General features: G+C 56.4%; 17 protein-coding genes. 7 read left to right on the forward strand and 10 right to left on the reverse strand.

Annotation, left to right across the window (positions count from 1 at the left end):
* Positions 1-28 precede the first annotated feature (28 nt).
* Positions 29-238: a TOBE domain-containing protein gene (locus K0I63_RS17235; protein ID WP_144202655.1), complete on the forward strand. Its 210-nt coding sequence runs from the start codon at positions 29-31 to the stop codon at positions 236-238.
* 140 nt (positions 239-378) lie between these two features.
* Here K0I63_RS17235 and K0I63_RS17240 read toward each other — a convergent pair whose 3' ends face one another.
* Positions 379-753 (reverse strand): GFA family protein, encoded by a 375-nt coding sequence (locus K0I63_RS17240; protein WP_220081829.1) that lies wholly within the window; start codon positions 751-753, stop codon positions 379-381.
* 105 nt (positions 754-858) lie between these two features.
* Positions 859-1,014 carry a hypothetical protein gene (locus K0I63_RS17245; RefSeq protein ID WP_190272400.1) on the reverse strand — a complete coding sequence of 52 codons (156 nt, stop codon included), beginning with the start codon at positions 1,012-1,014 and terminating at the stop codon, positions 859-861.
* 514 nt (positions 1,015-1,528) lie between these two features.
* Between K0I63_RS17245 and K0I63_RS17250 the strand changes: the two genes are divergently transcribed.
* The gene (locus K0I63_RS17250) at positions 1,529-3,586 is read left to right on the forward strand and encodes a TonB-dependent receptor (protein ID WP_220081830.1); all 2,058 of its coding nucleotides are present in this window, start codon (positions 1,529-1,531) and stop codon (positions 3,584-3,586) included.
* Positions 3,587-3,661: 75 nt separating this feature from the next.
* Here K0I63_RS17250 and K0I63_RS17255 read toward each other — a convergent pair whose 3' ends face one another.
* The 5 genes from K0I63_RS17255 to yegS all read right to left on the reverse strand — a co-directional run bounded on the left by K0I63_RS17255 (position 3,662) and on the right by yegS (position 8,479).
* The gene (locus tag K0I63_RS17255) at positions 3,662-4,642 is read right to left on the reverse strand and encodes a sensor domain-containing diguanylate cyclase (protein ID WP_220081831.1); all 981 of its coding nucleotides are present in this window, start codon (positions 4,640-4,642) and stop codon (positions 3,662-3,664) included.
* A 200-nt stretch (positions 4,643-4,842) separates the two neighbouring features.
* Positions 4,843-5,379, reverse strand: a complete 537-nt coding sequence (locus K0I63_RS17260; protein WP_011867138.1) for a response regulator transcription factor — start codon at positions 5,377-5,379, stop codon at positions 4,843-4,845.
* Positions 5,376-6,563, reverse strand: a complete 1,188-nt coding sequence (locus K0I63_RS17265; protein ID WP_258407016.1) for a sensor histidine kinase — start codon at positions 6,561-6,563, stop codon at positions 5,376-5,378. The genes K0I63_RS17260 and K0I63_RS17265 overlap by 4 nt, the downstream gene beginning before the upstream one ends.
* 69 nt (positions 6,564-6,632) lie before the next feature.
* Positions 6,633-7,556: a dTDP-4-dehydrorhamnose reductase family protein gene (locus K0I63_RS17270; protein WP_220081833.1), complete on the reverse strand. Its 924-nt coding sequence runs from the start codon at positions 7,554-7,556 to the stop codon at positions 6,633-6,635.
* Positions 7,556-8,479 (reverse strand): lipid kinase YegS, encoded by a 924-nt coding sequence (yegS, locus tag K0I63_RS17275; RefSeq protein ID WP_220081834.1) that lies wholly within the window; start codon positions 8,477-8,479, stop codon positions 7,556-7,558. Before yegS ends, K0I63_RS17270 begins: the two co-directional genes overlap by 1 nt.
* A gap of 201 nt (positions 8,480-8,680) precedes the next feature.
* Here yegS and K0I63_RS17280 point away from each other — a divergent pair, with 201 nt between their 5' ends.
* On the forward strand, positions 8,681-9,376 hold the full coding sequence (locus K0I63_RS17280) for an MliC family protein (RefSeq protein ID WP_220081835.1): 696 nt from the start codon (positions 8,681-8,683) through the stop codon (positions 9,374-9,376).
* Positions 9,377-9,378: 2 nt separating this feature from the next.
* A complete protein-coding gene (locus K0I63_RS17285; RefSeq protein WP_434086779.1) occupies positions 9,379-11,259 on the forward strand; it encodes an alkaline phosphatase D family protein in 1,881 nt (626 codons plus the stop codon).
* A gap of 50 nt (positions 11,260-11,309) precedes the next feature.
* On the opposite strand, the gene K0I63_RS17290 is transcribed toward K0I63_RS17285, so the two are convergent.
* From K0I63_RS17290 to K0I63_RS17300, 3 genes are all read right to left on the reverse strand, one after another.
* Entirely contained in the window at positions 11,310-12,218 is a 909-nt protein-coding gene (locus K0I63_RS17290) for a pseudouridine synthase (RefSeq protein WP_258406901.1), read from the reverse strand.
* Positions 12,219-12,284: 66 nt separating this feature from the next.
* Complete coding sequence (locus tag K0I63_RS17295; protein WP_011867145.1) at positions 12,285-12,863, reverse strand: LON peptidase substrate-binding domain-containing protein; 579 nt, start codon at positions 12,861-12,863, stop codon at positions 12,285-12,287.
* A 210-nt stretch (positions 12,864-13,073) separates the two neighbouring features.
* A complete protein-coding gene (locus tag K0I63_RS17300) occupies positions 13,074-14,129 on the reverse strand; it encodes an alpha/beta hydrolase (protein ID WP_220081837.1) in 1,056 nt (351 codons plus the stop codon).
* 117 nt (positions 14,130-14,246) lie between these two features.
* Between K0I63_RS17300 and K0I63_RS17305 the strand changes: the two genes are divergently transcribed.
* From K0I63_RS17305 to K0I63_RS17315, 3 genes are all read left to right on the forward strand, one after another.
* On the forward strand, positions 14,247-14,687 hold the full coding sequence (locus K0I63_RS17305) for a hypothetical protein (RefSeq protein WP_220081838.1): 441 nt from the start codon (positions 14,247-14,249) through the stop codon (positions 14,685-14,687).
* A 27-nt stretch (positions 14,688-14,714) separates the two neighbouring features.
* Positions 14,715-15,785, forward strand: coding sequence for a DUF3080 family protein (locus K0I63_RS17310; RefSeq protein ID WP_220081839.1), 1,071 nt, complete (start codon positions 14,715-14,717; stop codon positions 15,783-15,785).
* Positions 15,786-15,874: 89 nt separating this feature from the next.
* Positions 15,875-16,336, forward strand: coding sequence for a NanQ anomerase/TabA/YiaL family protein (locus tag K0I63_RS17315; protein ID WP_220081840.1), 462 nt, complete (start codon positions 15,875-15,877; stop codon positions 16,334-16,336).
* The last annotated feature ends 235 nt before the right edge of the window (positions 16,337-16,571 follow it).

Here is a 16,571-nt window from a genome sequence, read left to right on the forward strand (position 1 = left end):
TCATTAATTAACAGGAAGATAAATTAGTATGAAAATTAGCGCACGCAACAACCTCACAGGTAAGATCAAGGCAATCGAAGAAGGTTCGGTAAACAACGAAGTGGTGATCGAGCTAGCCCCAGGCGTCGAAATCACCTCTGTGGTCACCAAGAAATCATGTGAACAGTTGGGTCTGGTGGTGGGCGGCGAAGCCTATGCCATCATCAAGGCAAGCAATGTGATGATCGCCGTCGACTAATCACTCTTTCGAGATGGATTTAGGCATAGGGCAGGAATGTTAAAACAGATGCCCTATGCCGACACCACTTAGTTTAACCAATAAAATCATACGCTTTAATCTAAGCGCTTTTAATCCCGGCGATTTTAATCTAGGCGCCTCTAATCCAAATACTGCCAGGTGTCAGCACCATCGAAGTGGCGGATCTGAATCTTCTCGCGCAGCGCCTCTGGCGCCATCCTGAAGTTCAGCGCTATCCTGGGCTCGCTCACCTTGTCCGTCGTCAGGGTATGGGTCACGCAGCCACAGTGCTTGCAGTGGTAAAAGACCAGATACTTATCCCCATGGCTATACCCCACAGACGCACTCTCCTCCTGGCCGGACGTAGCCTGCTCGTTAAGGCTGACCTCCTTGGGATCAAAATAGCCCCACAGGGCAGCATAGCGGCTGCAGATGGAGCAGTTGCAAGAGGTAAGCGTTTCTGGAGGCGTCGCCAGGGTCAGTTGTACCAGCCCACAATGACAAGAAAGTTGCATGTCAAAATATCCTTATTTTTTGAGTCATGCCTAACCTAAAGGGTTAACTTTCTTATATCAAGACAAGGCCGATTTGGCCGCGGTTACCGCTGGCGATAATGGCGATCAGTTATACCCCAGGATATAGCAATCTGGCTCTTCATCTTTAAGATCTGTCTCGTTGCCCGCCAACATCTCCTGTAGCCATTGACGACGTGTCATGGCGCCATGATCAGATTCAGTCTCAGTAACCCTGTGTGCTGTGTTTGTTTCGTGTTCCATAATCAATACCCAATTCATCTTCACCCGTCGGTAATTCATCCGACCCTAATTAAGTATTTGAGAGCACAACAAAACGCCCACTGCGTTTAATTTATCAAACACTTAAATTTGATTAAATGACTGAAAACTATTGATGTCAATGAATTTTATTGGTCATACAAATAAACCAACAAAAGCTACGCGCAGAAACTAGCAAATCGCAAATCATTAATTATAAAGAATTTTACAAACTGAATTCTGTATTCAATCTTTTAAAAACCATAAACCAAGCGACTCGTATCCTTAAAAAAATTAATCTTCTGACCATCAAAATTAACGCCACTCGCCCGATTGATAAAGCAAACACTTGTTTGAATATCGCCCACTGACGAGCCTAAAAGCCAAGAATTAGATGCCAAACCACTCGGGCGCGCACCGGGTGCGACACCTTGTCGCACTATCTGAGTTTGCCTTTGTCAGGCCTAAATAGGGCTGCCACAATGCCGCCACCTAAATTCCTAAGAACTACAAGATTATGGCGCTGCGTCTCTCTTTCCTTACGCTCTCAATCGGCACAGCCTTGCTGACCCTTCCCTTTGCCCAGGCTCAAGAAGCCGCTTTCGAAATCATCGAAGTCCATGGTGCCCATCAGGGTAGCTATACCTCTGTGACGCCAGAAGCTCAGGCGCCCGTCAGTGACATCAGCGGCCTGCTCACCCAGCTCCCAGGCACGGCCGTCAATGGTAATGGGCCGCTGACCGGCATCGCCCAGTATCGCGGCCTGTTCGGCGACAGAGTCAACACTCAGGTCAATGGCGTCTCCCTCGCCGGCGCCGGCCCCAACGCCATGGACACTCCGCTGAGCTATGCCAGCCTGATCAACAGCGAGCGCATCGAGATGCACCGCGGAATAGCCCCTGTCTCGGCCGGCACTAACACAGTGGGCGGCAGCATCAAGGTGATCGAGTCCCAGGCCAGCTTTAACGATACTCAGGGTCGCATCGCCGCCCAGTATCAAGGCAATGGCGACCAAAGCCATCTGGGAGCCAAGGTCAATGTGGGCGGCAAGAACCACGCCCTGCTGGTCTATGGTGACCTCATGCATGGAGATGAGGATATGAAATCCGGCGGCGATCTTCGCCTCTCTCCCACCGGCTACGACAAGCAGATCATCGGCGGCCAATACCGCTTCAACCTCAGCGACAAGGGGCTGGACGATGAGTCCATCGCCATCGGCTACCAACACCTGGAAACCACTGAGGCGGGCACTCCGGCGTTGCCTATGGATATCGACTTCATCCGTACCGACAGGGTAAAAGTGGAAGGTGAACACAGGCTCGACACCTGGGAGCTCAACTGGCATCTGGCCTATAGCGATGCCAGACACGGCATGGACAACTTCAGCGAACGTCAGAAGCCCGAGAGTGCCAACGCCCGTTACAACAACGCCGAGAGCCAGAGTTATGATATGGCGCTGACACTGGGCAGAGATGCCTGGCTGTTTGGCCTCGACAGTCAGCTGAGTGAGCACAACTCACTGATCACAGATCCCACCAAGCCCATGTTCAGGGTCGACAACTTTAACAAGGTGCAGGACGATACCTATAGCGCCTTCGCCCAATGGCAACAGGATATCGACCAGTGGCATTGGCAGCTCGGTGCCAGGGTGAAACACTACCGCACCGATGCCGATGAGGTCAGCCACTCAATGGCTGGCGCCATGCCTGCCATCAAGGTGTTGATGGACAGATATAACCAGGCGGATCGCACCCAGGCTCAAACGGGGCTGGATCTGGTGATCAACGGCCGTTATCGCGTCAATGAGGAGTTAACCTGGATACTCGGGCTGGCCCGAAAACAGGACAGCGCCAGCTATCAGCAGAGATACCTATGGATCCCGATGCAATCGACCGGTGGACTCGCCGACGGTCGCACCTATGTGGGCAAGATGGATCTCGATCTGGAAACCGCCTATCAGCTAGAGCTGGGCGCCGACTTCAACCGCCAGGGACTAAGCATCAGCCCACGAGTCTTCCTGCATCGCATCGACGACTATATTCAGGGGGTGAAGTCGACCGATCCCGCGGTGATCATGGCTGCCAACATGATGGGCAGCCAAGATCCGATGGAATTTGCCAATGTCGATGCCCAGCTACTAGGGATGGATATTAACGCCAGCTATGAGATCACAGACCAGTGGCAGCTGGATCTCCTGGCCAGCTATGTCAGCGGCGAGCGCCGCGACATCGACGACAACCTCTACCGTATAGCGCCACCTAAGGTGAATCTGGGGCTCAACTTCAGAGAAGGCAACTGGTCTGCCCGCATCGAAGGGGTGATGGTGGCGGCTCAGGACAAGGTATCAGAGAGTCAATCCGAGCAGGCAAGCGCCGGCTACGGCCTGGTCAACCTGGTACTGGCCTACGACAGACAAAACTGGCTGGTTAAGGCTGGGGTCAACAACCTGTTCGATATCGACTATGAAGATCATCTCGGCGGCTACAACCGGGTATTCAATGCCGACCTGGCACCGGGTCAACGCATGCCGGGCACTGGCATGAATGCCTGGCTCACCGGGGAGTATCGCTTCTAAAAGTTAACTCGTTTTTGGGAACCCTCCACTGCGCTCCCGGCCCCGAGCACCCTGCACGCTCGGGGCTTTTTTTATCTACAACGCCTGTTTGTCACGTTTACGGCGCAGCATATCCTCGTCGGCCTGCGCCAGCAGAGTATCCAGACGCACATCCTGATCCACTATCTTATGGCCTATGGTCACAGTCACCTCGGGCAGATGGCTGTCGAGCATGGCATTATCCAGCCCCTGCATGATGCGCGTCTCGGTGGCAATCACATCCTCATCGCTCTGACACATGAGCAGCACCACAAACTCGTCGCCGCCTATGCGCCCAACCACATCTGAGCCCCGTACGCTCTGCTTGATGATCCCCGCCAACAACTTGAGTACCTCGTCGCCCACCGAATGGCCGTGGCCGTCATTGATCCCCTTAAAGTTATCGACATCGATATAGAGCATCGCCAGACGGCTGTCGTTGCGCTGAGCCAGCTTCATTCGCTGCCTGGCTAACCCATTAAATCCACGACGATTATTGATATGACACAGGTCATCCAGATGCGCCAGCTGCTTGAGCTCACCGTAGATATCCAGCAGGGCGAGATCCGCCTCAAGGATCTCCTTGAGTTCGTGGATCAGCTCGATATAGCTGTCTTGATACTCAGTCTTGGCATAATCCATCACACAGAAGGTGCCGAAACAGCGGCCATCGGGCCAAAACACCGGTACCCCGAGATAGGAGGAGAAGCCATCGTTTTGTACCTCGGGATTGGTGTCCCAGCAGGGATCTATCTTGGCGTCGGGCACATAGAGCGCCGCCTGGGTCTCGACGATACGCCGGCAAAAAATATTGGTATCGGGCGGGATCACCACCCCGGATGGATAGGGATTGCTGACCTGCTTGCTGGCGATGGTCACCTGAAATCCCTTTGGGGTGTATTGCACCAAGAAGCTGGCCGGCGCGTTAAACACATGGGCCAGCAGGTTAACGGTTTTCTGCCATTTATCGAGCGAGATGAGATCGATAGGATTATCGAGAAGAAAGCGTTCACTGCTGTACAAAGATTCTGTCGACATCGCCTTTCCTTTCTTGAGGATAACGAAATCGCCTTCCTAGCGTCTTGACCTCAGGTCAAACACACCTGCCTGTGAACTAGCCATGCCTTAGAGCATAGAGGTCAACGGAGAGCAATTCAAACCCAAATAATAAACATTATAAATACATCTTTTATTAAATTATGGGATGAATTACTCACTAGAGCAATGCTCTAACAAGCTTATTGACTGATATCTTGAGGCTTCTTAAGCAGCTTGCGCTGCAGGGTTCGCCTGTGCATTCCCAGTTGCCGCGCCGTCGCCGACACATTGCCCTTGTTGGCGGTCAGCACCTGCTGTAGATGTTCCCACTCCACCCGCTTGGGGCTCAGGGGCGCCTCATCCACCTCGGGAGCGATCGCCTTGGGCGCCTTATCGTCCAACACCCTCAGCAGAGTCGCGGTATCCGCCGGCTTGGTCAGATAGTTATCGGCCCCCAGACGCATCGCCTCGACGGCGGTGGCTATGCTGGCATAGCCGGTCAGCAGCACCAGCACGGCCTGGGGTACGGCCCCCTTGAGCGGCGCGATCAGTGCCAGGCCATTGTCCTCGGCCAGCTTCATGTCCAGCAGAATATGGCTGGGTTTAAACTGACGCGCCTTAAGTAGCGCCTGGGTGGCATCGTGGGCCAATTCACACTCAAAACCGTGCTTGCCCATGCGCCGTGCCAGGATCCCGGCGAAACTCTGCTCATCTTCGATGATCAATAAGCGCTTCATGCGGCCCCCTGTATCGGCAGGTAGACCTGGGCCACGGCGCCACCATCCACATGACTGCCGAGGATCAAGCGCCCGCCCAGACGCTCCAGGCTCGCATGGCTGAGCAAGAGGGCAACCCCCATCCCCTTGGGCTGCTCGATTATCTGATGCCCGAGCTGCTGCACCAAGGATGTAGGAATACCCGGGCCAAAGTCGCGCACCCCAAGCACCAGCTCATCCCCCTGACGCTGGGCGGAGAAGCTCACCTTCTGCTCGCCCGTCGCCTCCTGGCTGGCCCTGGCACCATTCTCGATAAGCGCCAGTAAGGCGGGCTGCAGGCTGGCATCGACCCGCAGCTGCAGCCTGTCGAGGCCATCATCTGGCTCCAACGACAATTTCACCGCCGGCATCAGCAGATTGACCTGCTCACTCAAACCGCTCAGCAGTTGCTCGGCGGATTCCAGCCTCTGCGCCCCCTCGCGGATCGATTCGGTGGCGCTGCGCAGCGCCGTCAGGGTGGACTCGCAAACCGTCAGTGCCGATTGCATCTCCTGCAGCGCAGGCCCATTACCATCAGCCTCCTCCTTCAACTCATCCACCAGCAACCTCATACTAGCCAGTGGGGTCGCCAGCCGGTGAGCCATCTGCGCCGAGGCGGTGCCCAGGGCGATCAACTTCTCCTGACGCAACTGCGCCTCACGCATGAAGGCGAGCTGAGCATCCTGACGCCGCATGCGTTTGGCCAGCAGGGCCACACTCGTGGTCAACACCAGGGATGAGATGATGAAGTTGACCCACATCCCCAGATAGTGGGACTGCATATCCATGCCGTGATGACTCATGGCGCTCTCCGGCATGGTAAACAGCATCAGGCTGTAGGCCAGGTTCGACAGCAGGGCCAATGACCAGGGCGCCCAGAAGGGCAGCAGCACGGCGGCGATGGCTATCGGCAGCAATAGCAGGGAGATGAAGGCGTTGGTAGCGCCACCGGAGAAATAGAGCCAGGAGATCCACAGCAGGGTGTCGAGCACTAGGGCGATAAACAGCCCAGACTCGCTACTGAGCAGGGGCTTTCTCAGCCAGAAGGTGAAGCTTAAATAGAAGGCCTCGAGGATCAGGGTGAGGTTCAGCGCCGGGCTGTGAAGCGACAGGCCGAAGGTGTCGGCAAACAGGAAGGTGAGACAGAGTTTGAGCATCAAGGCCATGATGCGCAGCAAGGCCAGTTGGTCGGCGGCCCGGTAGCGGCCATAACTCAGAGTCGTCACATTGCTTTCCTATTTGCGATCAAAGACTAATCCTAACTTCGCCAGGGCATCGCCCGAGCGGAACAGGCTGTATTTTACGCCCTGTTCGAAGTCGATTTCACTCTTTATTGCCAAAGATTTGAGGCGCGCCATACTCAGGCTGCAATCCTTGGGTCGCTTGGCCAGGTCGCTCGGGCTCGACTGAGGCGAGACGTGCTGGCTGCTCAGCCCCATTATCTCGGCCATCTTAAGCAGCATCTGGTGCTTGGTCATGCGCTCTTCGCCGGTGAAATGATAGATACCCGCCACATCGCCCGCCTCTTGTTGACGCGCCACCAGCTTAACCAAGGCGTTGGCGATATCCAGTGTCGAGGTGGGGCTGCGCACCGCCCAATCATCCTGCTGGGTAGGCGCCTGATTGACTAATTGTTTTAACATCACCAACACCGCCGACTCATCCAGCGACTCGACCCGACCATAGAGGATGGGCAGGCGCAGCACGGCAAACTCTCTGGACACCTCAAGCAAGGCTAGCTCCCCCTCACGCTTGGTCTCACCATAGAAATTGAGCGGATGCGTCTGATCCTCTTCGCCATAATCGGGCGAGGTCCCATCGAACACATAATCTGTGGAGATGTAACAGAGCCAGGCACCATTAGCCTTAGCCGCCTGGGCGAGCTGGCGAGTCGCGGCCAGGTTGAGGGCCTTTGCCGCCTCAGGGTCACGCTCAGACACATCCGGTCGCCGCTCGGCCGCGCAGTGTAGAATCACCTCGGGTTTGTGGGTCTCGATAAATCGGTTCACCGCCTCCTCGTCAGTCAGATCCAGCCTATGGGTATCGGCTCCCGCGCGCGAATAACCGCAGGCCAGTATAGTCACAGGCTCCTTTGCAAATCGCTCTACTAAAGCGCGCCCCAGCAGGCCGGTGGCGCCGGTTATCATTATCTTCAACATTAATGGAATTCTCTGTTAATCGGCTCGCTGCTCGGCTGCAGCAAGGGGCAATTTTCGGGTAATACCATGGCGATCGCGCTGGCCTTAAGCTCGAACTCCACATGAGACTCGGCGATAGGCTCGCCGTCTAGATTGATGGGCATAGGCGGATTGGAGCGCCAGCTGGCCTGGGTATCGCGGTGATATTTCACATACTCATTGTCGGCCTTAGGCGACTGCAACTCGGCAATCACCTGGGCCAGGGCCTCGATGGGAAACTGATGCAGGGCAACTAAGTCCATCAGGCCGTCGTTGATATAGGCGTCCGGCGCCAGCACCTGGCCGCCACCTGCCTGGCGGCCATTACACACGGCGCCCACCAACAACTGCTGCTGGCTGGCCTCGCCATGTATGGTAAATTCGCCGTCATAGGGTTTGAAATTGAGCGCCTGCACCAGCCCGGACAGGGTATAGGCGCCGCCACCGAGAAAGTGTTTCAGCGCCAGCGGCGTGTTGGCGGTAACCTGGGCGCCGAAACCGCCACTGGCAATATTCACCACATACCTGTCGTTGGCGCGGATCACATCCACATCATAGGCAGAAGCTTCCGCCGCCAGCCTCAGCGCCGCCTCCAGATCAGCTGGCACCCGGGCCGCTGTGGCAAAGTCATTGGCGGTACCCAGCGGCAAGATTGCCAGCTCGCAGCGCTTATCCTTATCATGATCCATCAGGGCGCTAACCAGCTCGTTGAGCGTGCCATCACCGCCCGCCGCCACTAAGCGGTGACAGCCCTCGGCGATGGCCTCATCCACCAACCGGGCCACATCCCCGGCCTCGAAGGTGACTCGCACCTGAATCTCATGATCGGCGCGCACGCTGGCGATCGCCTGACGCAGCAGCTCGTCACCGGCCTTCTTACCATTCAGTATGATGCGAAGCTTCATGTTTACTCTCCAACTGAATTGCCTTTGACAAGGCGCCAAGCACTCGACCCATGATAGCAGCAAGCCGCGACGGGCTAAACCTGACTGGCAGCCGAACCACACCATTAAACGAGTTTAATCCAAGGGAATTTGCCGCGCTCGGCGCAACAGGATATCCTCTTAAATTATCAAGGATATCAGGCCCTAGCTCGGAGCTTAACCATGAACAGATTAGCCATACTCGCCATTGCCGGCATACTGCTGCCAGCCTGCAGCCAACAGGCCACACAAGCCAATAGTGAGCCCTCTTCACAAGCGTCCTCTGCAGCGCAAAGCGCGCCGCAAACCGAGAATCAGGCGCCTAACAAGCCAGAGAATCAGACGGCCAACCAGCCCAGCTTCGACTGTAACGGCGACAGACTCTCCAGCATAGAGGTCCTGGTCTGCCAGGACAGCGAACTTGCCGCGCTGGACCGCCAGTTGGCCGAGGTCTACCAGGCCGCCAGCGCCAAGGCCATCAACGAGCAGCCGCCACTCTTGAAAGCCGAACAGAGAGGCTGGATAAAGGGGCGCGACGAGTGTTGGAAGAGTGACGACAAACATAGCTGCGCGTTTGACAACTACCGGATGCGTATCGCCGAGCTACAGGCCAGGTATCGCCTCATCGCCCCCAGCGCCGAGGTCAGCTACCAGTGCGACGGCATAGCCGCCAAAGAGGTGGTGGTGAGCTATTTTGCCACCGAGCCTGCAACCCTGATCGCCGAGTTCGGTGACAGCGTCTCGCTCATGTACAGCCAGCCCAGTGGCAGCGGTAGCCGCTATCAGGGGCGCAACGAGTCGCTATGGGAGCACCAAGGTGAGGCGCGCATCACCTGGGGCTATGGCGCCGAGCCGATGATCTGTAAGCTCGCCGACTGATCATGACCCTGCCTCTGCTGCTGACAGGCCCCATGCTGCGTCACTGCGACGCAGACCATTTCACCCTGACCTTGGTGACCAGTGAGCCGCTGTCGCAATTAACCCTCACCCTGGGTGAGACTCAACACCTGCTTGCTGATGACGCCATCGAGTGCCTGGAGCTAGGCACTCACGCCTTCTTCTATCTCATCTACCTGAGCAAGCCCGGGCTCAACCCTGCCGGCATCAGCACTCCCTATGGCCTTAGCGACAGCCATCACGGTGACCTGCTCACGCCGCTGGCGCAGCTGACCTATGGCGACAATCACGCGCCGAATCTGGTGATCAAGCCAGAGATCGATACCCTGCTGCACGGCTCCTGCCGCAACGCCCATCATCACAGCAGCGATGCCATGGTGGCCGCCGATACCCGGCTCGAGAATGGCCCGGATGCGGCCGAGCGTCCGTCGCTGATGATGCTGAGCGGCGATCAGATTTATGTCGATGATGTTGCCGGCCCCATGCTCTACGCCATCGGCAGAGTCATAGAGATGTTGGGCCTGTATGAGGAGGAATTTCAACAGGCGCCGCTCACCCATAGCAAGCAGATAAGCTACCACCCGGCGGCCATGTACCAGAGGCACAAGAAGCTGTTGCCGCGCACCGAATACCCGGCCGGCAGCGCCCTGGTGCGTTGGTATATCAACCACCCCATCTTCACCTCCTCCATCGCCGAGAATCACCTGGTGAGTCTGGCCGAAATCGTCGCCCTCTATCTGCTCTCCTGGTCGCCGGAGCTGTGGCAGCTCATCGATATTCCCAAGGAGGTAACAGGCCTGTCGCCCGCCAATCAGCAGAGATGGCAGAGGGAGTGGGTTCACTTACTCGAGTTTAAGGCGGGGCTGACCAAGGTGAGACGCCTGCTGGCGCATCTGCCGACCTATATGATCTTCGACGATCACGACATCACAGACGACTGGAACCTCACGGCGAAATGGGAACAGGCGGCCTATGGCCACCCCTTCTCCAAACGCATCATAGGTAATGCGCTGATCGGCTATCTGGTGTTTCAGGGGCTGGGCAATCAGAAGGACAAGTTTAGCGCCGCGATTCTGCCTAAGCTTAAGCAGTTTCTCGCCGGTCGTGAGGAGGCGCAGCACGATGAGCTGATCGACGCCCTGCTCGGCTTCGACCAGTGGCACTACAGCCTCAATACCTCGCCCAAGTTGGTGGTGCTCGACACCCGCACCCAGAGATGGCGCAGCGAATCCAACCTGGCCAAGCCCTCCGGTCTGATGGACTGGGAGGCCCTGATGGAATTTCAGCAGCAGTTGGTGGGACAGGAGAAGGTGATTATCGTCTCGGCGGCGCCCATGTTCGGTGTCAAGCTTATCGAGGCGGTGCAGCGAGCGGCCACCTTTATCGGCGCCTCCCTTCTGGTGGACGCCGAAAACTGGATGGCCCATCCAGGCACAGCCAACACCCTACTGAGCATCTTTCTGCACCGCAAGACGCCGCAGCAGTTCGTGATCCTCTCCGGCGATGTGCACTACTCCTTCGCCTACGACATAGGCATTCGCTTTCGCACTCAGGGGCCGCAGATCTATCAAATCACCTCGAGCGGCATCAAGAATCAGTTTCCCGAGAAGCTGTTACCCGTGTTCGACAAGTTTAACGGCTGGCTCTATGGCCATTTCTCGCCGCTCAACTGGTTCACCAAACGCAAACGCATGTCGATTCGCGGCCGCCGCCCCAACGGCATGCGCAGTCAGCGGCTGATCAACGCCAGCGGCATAGGCCTGGTCAGCTTCGCCAAAGATGGTGCGCCGTCCAAGATAGCCGTACTCCATGGCGACATGAGCACCACAGAGTTTCTGCCGCCGCGCCAGTCCCGCAAGGGCTAAGTCCCGCAAGGGCTAAGTCCCGCAAGGGCTAGGCCCGGTCAGCAACAGAGCTAAACAGACAGTTCGGGCAGGCAGATATCCAGCTTTCGACCGGTGACTGGATCAGTGAAGGCGAGACGACGCGCCAGCAGCTTCATCGGCTGGGCAACATCCTCGGCGCTCCTGGGCAATAGAATCGGATAAAAATTATCGTTAAGGATCGGCATTCCCAGGCTGTTCATGTGCAGGCGCAGCTGATGTGTCTTGCCGGTGATCGGCATCAGCTCGAAACGACCAATCTCTCCCTCGACGCTCACCAGGGCGATCTCCGAGTGGCTGTTGGCCTCGCCGTCGACGATGCGCATGGTGAAGCTGGGGCTTCCTTTATCGATACGATTCTTCACCGTCCAGCGTCTGGGCAGGCTAAGCTGACCGGCGCCATGCTCAGCCAGCAGCTCTGGGGTAAGGCGCGCCAAGGCCTGATATTCCTTGGTGATCTGTCCATGGCGAAACAGGCCATGGTAAGCGTCGCGGCGATCACTCTGCTTGACCAGCAGGACTATGCCCGCGGTGGCGCGATCCAGACGATGGGCGGCGATCAGCGTCTCACAGCCCGTGCGCTCCCTTAGCCGGTTGATTAAACACTGATTGATCACCTCACCACCCGGATGCAACGCCATAAAATGGGGCTTGTTGGCCAGTACTATCTGCTCATCTTGATACAGAATCGACTCGCTAAAGGGAGGCGGCGCCTCATGGGCGACCTCGCGGTAATAGTACACCTTCTGCTGAGGTCGGTAGGCGGTGCTGAGTTCCAGCGGCTGACCATCTTGCCAATGCACCTTGCCCTGGATGAAGCGCTCGCGCCAAATATCTGCGGAAATATTATCGAACCGCTGACAGAAATAGTCGTAAACACTCGCCGGAGGATTTTGGGTTTGAGGTAAGACGATGAAGGAGGCTTGAGCCGCGCGAACCATGACAGAAAGGCCTAAAGATGAAGGAGCGGCCATGGTATCAAAATTTGCGGCCCGGATGAGAGCAAATTATTGCCCGGCGTGGGACTTGATCAGTTCGAGTACAAAATCCATCGTCTTGTGACAATCGGGCTGGTTGACCAACACCTGCTTGTCACGATTATATAGGGGCAGCACCTCTAGCCAACGCTGGCTGACCCAGGTGGCATCTTCCAAGTGCAGATCCGCATATAGCTCCTGCAAGGCTGGATTGACTAGATAGAACTGCTCCAATGCCGCGCTGATCAGCTCAAACTCGCCCTTGATAGGCTCTTCACGCCAATTGTTACAGCTCAGCGTCCTGGCGATCCAGTTACCATCGCGCCGCTTGGCCGCCGAGAAGATCTTCACCCTCTGCTTGCCTTCCAGTACCAGGCCTAAACAATCGTCTTCGAGCTGATTAAAGTCTATGATCTCGCACTGAGTCGCCAGCGGATAACAGGGGGGATTGGCCTGAGGCCGTGACATGGCAAAGGCCAGGGGGAAGTGCCCCTTGAGCACCTCGGCAATCAGTTTCAAGCTGCTAGGCCCCGCCACTCGTATCTCTATTCTGCCGTCGGGCAAAAGTAGTTCGTCGCGGGTGATCAACGCCATCTCTTGAGTCAACATAGCAACCTCCTCCCCCTTGGTCGGTGATCGCCGTGAGTGTCGACTCAGTGCGACTAAAAATTAACCAAGGAGCAATAATGATAAAGTGTAGCAGTTGTCAAAATTACTGCTCGAAACGCCATTATTGGATCGACGATGCCATGCCAATCAAAATACCCGGTCCTTCGCTTATTAGACCCAGAAAGATTCCCTTTTGTTGCAGCCACTTCATTAGAAAGTGTTAATGTGACGCATAATATCGCCACTTTTTAATACCTTATCTAGGTCTTCTGCCAGCACCTCACTCATCTGCGCCGCCTGTCGCCAATAGCGTATCCGCTCCTCGGTATTGAGGCGACTGAAGTCATTTCGGTCCGGCAGTTTGCCATAGGGGAGTTGGCTCAAATACTCCTGGCTGGGGGCCAAGATCAGGGCATTGTCATAGTTATGTTTGGCCCGTCGCCAGGGCAAGGATTTGTCGAACCAGCCGGGCAGGATCTTGCTGTAGAAGTGGGGATACAGGGTCAATCCAGGCGCATGCGCTAGAGGCAGATCGAAGTGATAGTCTGTGATGCCACCGTCGTAATAGTGGCCGGCGGGGGCGCCTTCGATGCGCTCAACAGGCGCCAGCACCCAGGGAATAGAGCCGGTCGCCAGCAGAACCTGGGCAATATTTTCCCCGGTCAGGGCCAGGTGACGACCCGGCAGATCCCTTAACTCATTAAAGGGCGAGGCGACGCCGCCGCTGCCAAACAGGTAACGCTCGAAGTGCCATCCCAGGGTGCGGCGACTCAGCAGATTAGTGACCGCCGTGGTGGCAAGGCCGGCGCCAAGTGCGGCTCTATGGGACAAACGGTTGAGATGACGGCCACGACAGGCGATGAAATGGCTCTTGATCACAGGATTACTGACGATATCCGCCCCCTGCTGCGCCCCCAATATGCCAGAGACGATACCGGCGACCTTACGCGACACCTCGCTCGCCGTGGGCTTGGTCTCGTAACGCTGGCCAATATATTCCCGCTCCAACCGCTCGTAGGCCGCCAGGGGATCCTGCTGTGCCAAACAGGCCAAGCGCCAGGCGCCGGATGAGGCCCCCAGGGTATAGAGCGGCGTCTGTCTCGCCTTGAAGAAGGTGCCAAACAGATACTTATCCAGCGCGGCTATGCCAAGCCATTTTGGCCCACCCGACGCCGCCAACACCTGGGTGAAAATCTCGGGTTTCAGCCCCTGCTCGGCGATCTGTTTGTAGGCGGTCGGCCCGGCAAGAAAACGTAACTTAAGCACCTAACTCGGCTCCCTGAATTTATCTGTGTGCGTGGCTTAGGTCATTCTATAAGAATTGCACTAAACTTGTCAGCGCGATTAAAATAGGCCGGTGGCAGGAGGTCACTGAGGATCAAAATGGACGACACGCTAACAATTAAGCCCTATCAAACGCTCGCCTACGTCATCATCACGTTGACGGCCAGCCTGTTTATCATAAAGCAGCTTTTCCTGAGCGCCTTCGATGACCAATGGTGCCTCTTCATAGGCTACTGCCTGGCCATGCTCATCTGGGCAGGCGCATTACTGAAACAAGAGATCGTTTTTACACAACGGGCGATCGCCTTTATCAATATCCCCCTCACAGGCAGGGCTAGCCTTGGCAAGGAAACCCAGATCGCCTATAGAGATATTACTGGCTGCCACCTAATGCTCGCCGGATTGGAGATAGCCACAAACACAGAGGCAATCAGGGTTAGCCTCAGGCTCAACGACAGGCTCATCTCCTGCCTCAGCGACGGTTTCGAGCGACACGGCCTGCAAGCGACCCGAGAGGCTGTGCAGAAAAACCTAGCCTAAATTCACCCATACTCGGAAGGAGTCAACTTGCCACAGACTCACGTAAGACTAACGACCAAGGGCCTGCTGATGCTCTGTCTCTTGCTCTGTCTCTTGCTCTGTCTCTTGCTCTGGCTGCCTGGCTGTCAGCGCGCCAAGGATGTGGATTATCTCTGGCAGGACTACAGTCAGCGACTGGCCCATGTGATCGACCAGCCCTACTCGCCCCCAGAATTTAAGCCCATGCAGCTTGGCAAGGCCGACAGACAGGAACAGGCCTCACTCACCATCTCGATTCTCGACACCCTGTCTCTGGGCCATTGCCCCCTGGGCCGCCTCATCGCCGACCACAACAGCACCCTGGGCAAGGTGGCACCGCCCAGCCAACAACTCATCTACCAGATTAGGTTTATTCAGCTGGCGCCCGCCTGTATCGACACCTTGGATGAGGGGGAGCTCAAGACCAAGCTGACACACGCACTCGAGCAGAAACAAGCCGATGCGATGGCCTACTTTAATCGGGTGCTCACCAGAGACAAGAGCATCACCAAGAGCCTGTTTATCGGCTACGACTCCCTGGTACTCGATGAGATGCGCGCCAGTCGCTTCGAGCTGGAATCGGCAATCGGCCAACTGCTGAGCATCAAAGGTCACATCAAGCAGCGCCAGTGGCAGCAGATAGACACGGCCCAGATAGAGCCCGCCCTTGCCCTCATGGCCCACCAAACCTTACTGCATAGATACCTGAGATCACTCGCCTACAGTCAGGCGCAGCTCATTGCCCTCAACGACTATCTGCAACTACACAGCGCATCGGTCGCCTGTCGCCCCAATCATGCCAGCCGCAAACAGGAGATACTGCAAAATGTGTTTCAAAAATACTATCTGGCCCAGACTCAGGCCTATCTGTCACAGCTCAATCAACTGCATTATCGCCTGAGCGAGCCGATAATCGCCCTCTTTGCCGGCAGCAGCCATCAAGCCTTCATCGAGCACTATTTCGGCGAGCAACCAGGCGCCCTGCCGGAGCAGCTAAAATCCCAGATGCGCAGACACGTCAAGTGGTGGCAGGCCTTCAGGGAGAGCTGCAATATTGCCCCGCCTAGCTCCTCCACCTAACCGCTAGATAAGCTCCTACACCTGAGGCTATCTTGCCGGCCAAAAAGCCTGCTACACTATCGGCTCTTTACAAGCCTGAGCCTCCAATCATGATCTTAGACACCTTAGATAACCTGGCACACTACACCCACCTGGGACCGCGCATTGCCAAGGCACTGCAACACCTCAAAGAGACAGATTTCACCCAGCTGCCGGTGGGCAACTACGAGCTGGAGGGCAAAGATATCTTTGTCATCGTCAACGACTATGAGACCAAGCCCAGAGAGGTCGAGCCCTTCGAGGTGCATCGCAAATATATCGACGTTCAGTATGTGGTGAGCGGCGAAGAGGAGTTTGGCTATCTGCCCTTGGCGGATCAGACTCCGTCCAAGCCCTACTACGACAAACACGATTACGCCGAATTTGACTATGAGTCGAACAAGGCGCGCGCCGCCTTTATTCCCTTCAAGGCCGGGATGTTTGCCCTCTTCTTCCCCCAGGACATGCATATGCCGGGCGTCTCGGCGACACCGCAGAAGGTGCGCAAGGTCGTCATCAAGGTGAAAATTTAGAGTCTGTTGGCGCTTGCTGTTTGTTAACGCCCGCGCCTGTCGCGGGCGTTTTGCATTCTCGCACTCACACCTCATATCCTTCTGATACAAAATGTTACCCTGGCGAATCCTCGCCCGCCATGCCGGACACCAACGCCCTACCCCACCCACATAGCTCTGGCGCCGCTTCTCTTATGCGGCTCTCTCCGAATTCTCAGACTTAGCCACCCGCTCAAACCCCACTTAAAAATGCCTG

Source organism: Shewanella rhizosphaerae (assembly GCF_019457655.1).
Taxonomy (GTDB): domain Bacteria; phylum Pseudomonadota; class Gammaproteobacteria; order Enterobacterales; family Shewanellaceae; genus Shewanella; species Shewanella loihica.

Bases quoted from the DNA above. Each gene is read 5' to 3' on its own strand.
- K0I63_RS17305 (WP_220081838.1), top strand. From the start codon at position 14,247: ATGGACGACACGCTAACAATTAAGCCCTATCAAACGCTCGCCTACGTC.
- K0I63_RS17235 (WP_144202655.1), top strand. From the start codon at position 29: ATGAAAATTAGCGCACGCAACAACCTCACAGGTAAGATCAAGGCAATC.
- K0I63_RS17265 (WP_258407016.1), bottom strand. From the start codon at position 6,563: ATGGCCTTGATGCTCAAACTCTGTCTCACCTTCCTGTTTGCCGACACC.
- K0I63_RS17280 (WP_220081835.1), top strand. From the start codon at position 8,681: ATGAACAGATTAGCCATACTCGCCATTGCCGGCATACTGCTGCCAGCC.
- yegS (WP_220081834.1), bottom strand. From the start codon at position 8,479: ATGAAGCTTCGCATCATACTGAATGGTAAGAAGGCCGGTGACGAGCTG.
- K0I63_RS17250 (WP_220081830.1), top strand. From the start codon at position 1,529: ATGGCGCTGCGTCTCTCTTTCCTTACGCTCTCAATCGGCACAGCCTTG.
- K0I63_RS17295 (WP_011867145.1), bottom strand. From the start codon at position 12,863: ATGTTGACTCAAGAGATGGCGTTGATCACCCGCGACGAACTACTTTTG.
- K0I63_RS17245 (WP_190272400.1), bottom strand. From the start codon at position 1,014: ATGGAACACGAAACAAACACAGCACACAGGGTTACTGAGACTGAATCT.
- K0I63_RS17270 (WP_220081833.1), bottom strand. From the start codon at position 7,556: ATGTTGAAGATAATGATAACCGGCGCCACCGGCCTGCTGGGGCGCGCT.
- K0I63_RS17315 (WP_220081840.1), top strand. From the start codon at position 15,875: ATGATCTTAGACACCTTAGATAACCTGGCACACTACACCCACCTGGGA.
- K0I63_RS17285 (WP_434086779.1), top strand. From the start codon at position 9,379: ATGACCCTGCCTCTGCTGCTGACAGGCCCCATGCTGCGTCACTGCGAC.
- K0I63_RS17290 (WP_258406901.1), bottom strand. From the start codon at position 12,218: ATGGTTCGCGCGGCTCAAGCCTCCTTCATCGTCTTACCTCAAACCCAA.
- K0I63_RS17260 (WP_011867138.1), bottom strand. From the start codon at position 5,379: ATGAAGCGCTTATTGATCATCGAAGATGAGCAGAGTTTCGCCGGGATC.
- K0I63_RS17255 (WP_220081831.1), bottom strand. From the start codon at position 4,642: ATGTCGACAGAATCTTTGTACAGCAGTGAACGCTTTCTTCTCGATAAT.
- K0I63_RS17240 (WP_220081829.1), bottom strand. From the start codon at position 753: ATGCAACTTTCTTGTCATTGTGGGCTGGTACAACTGACCCTGGCGACG.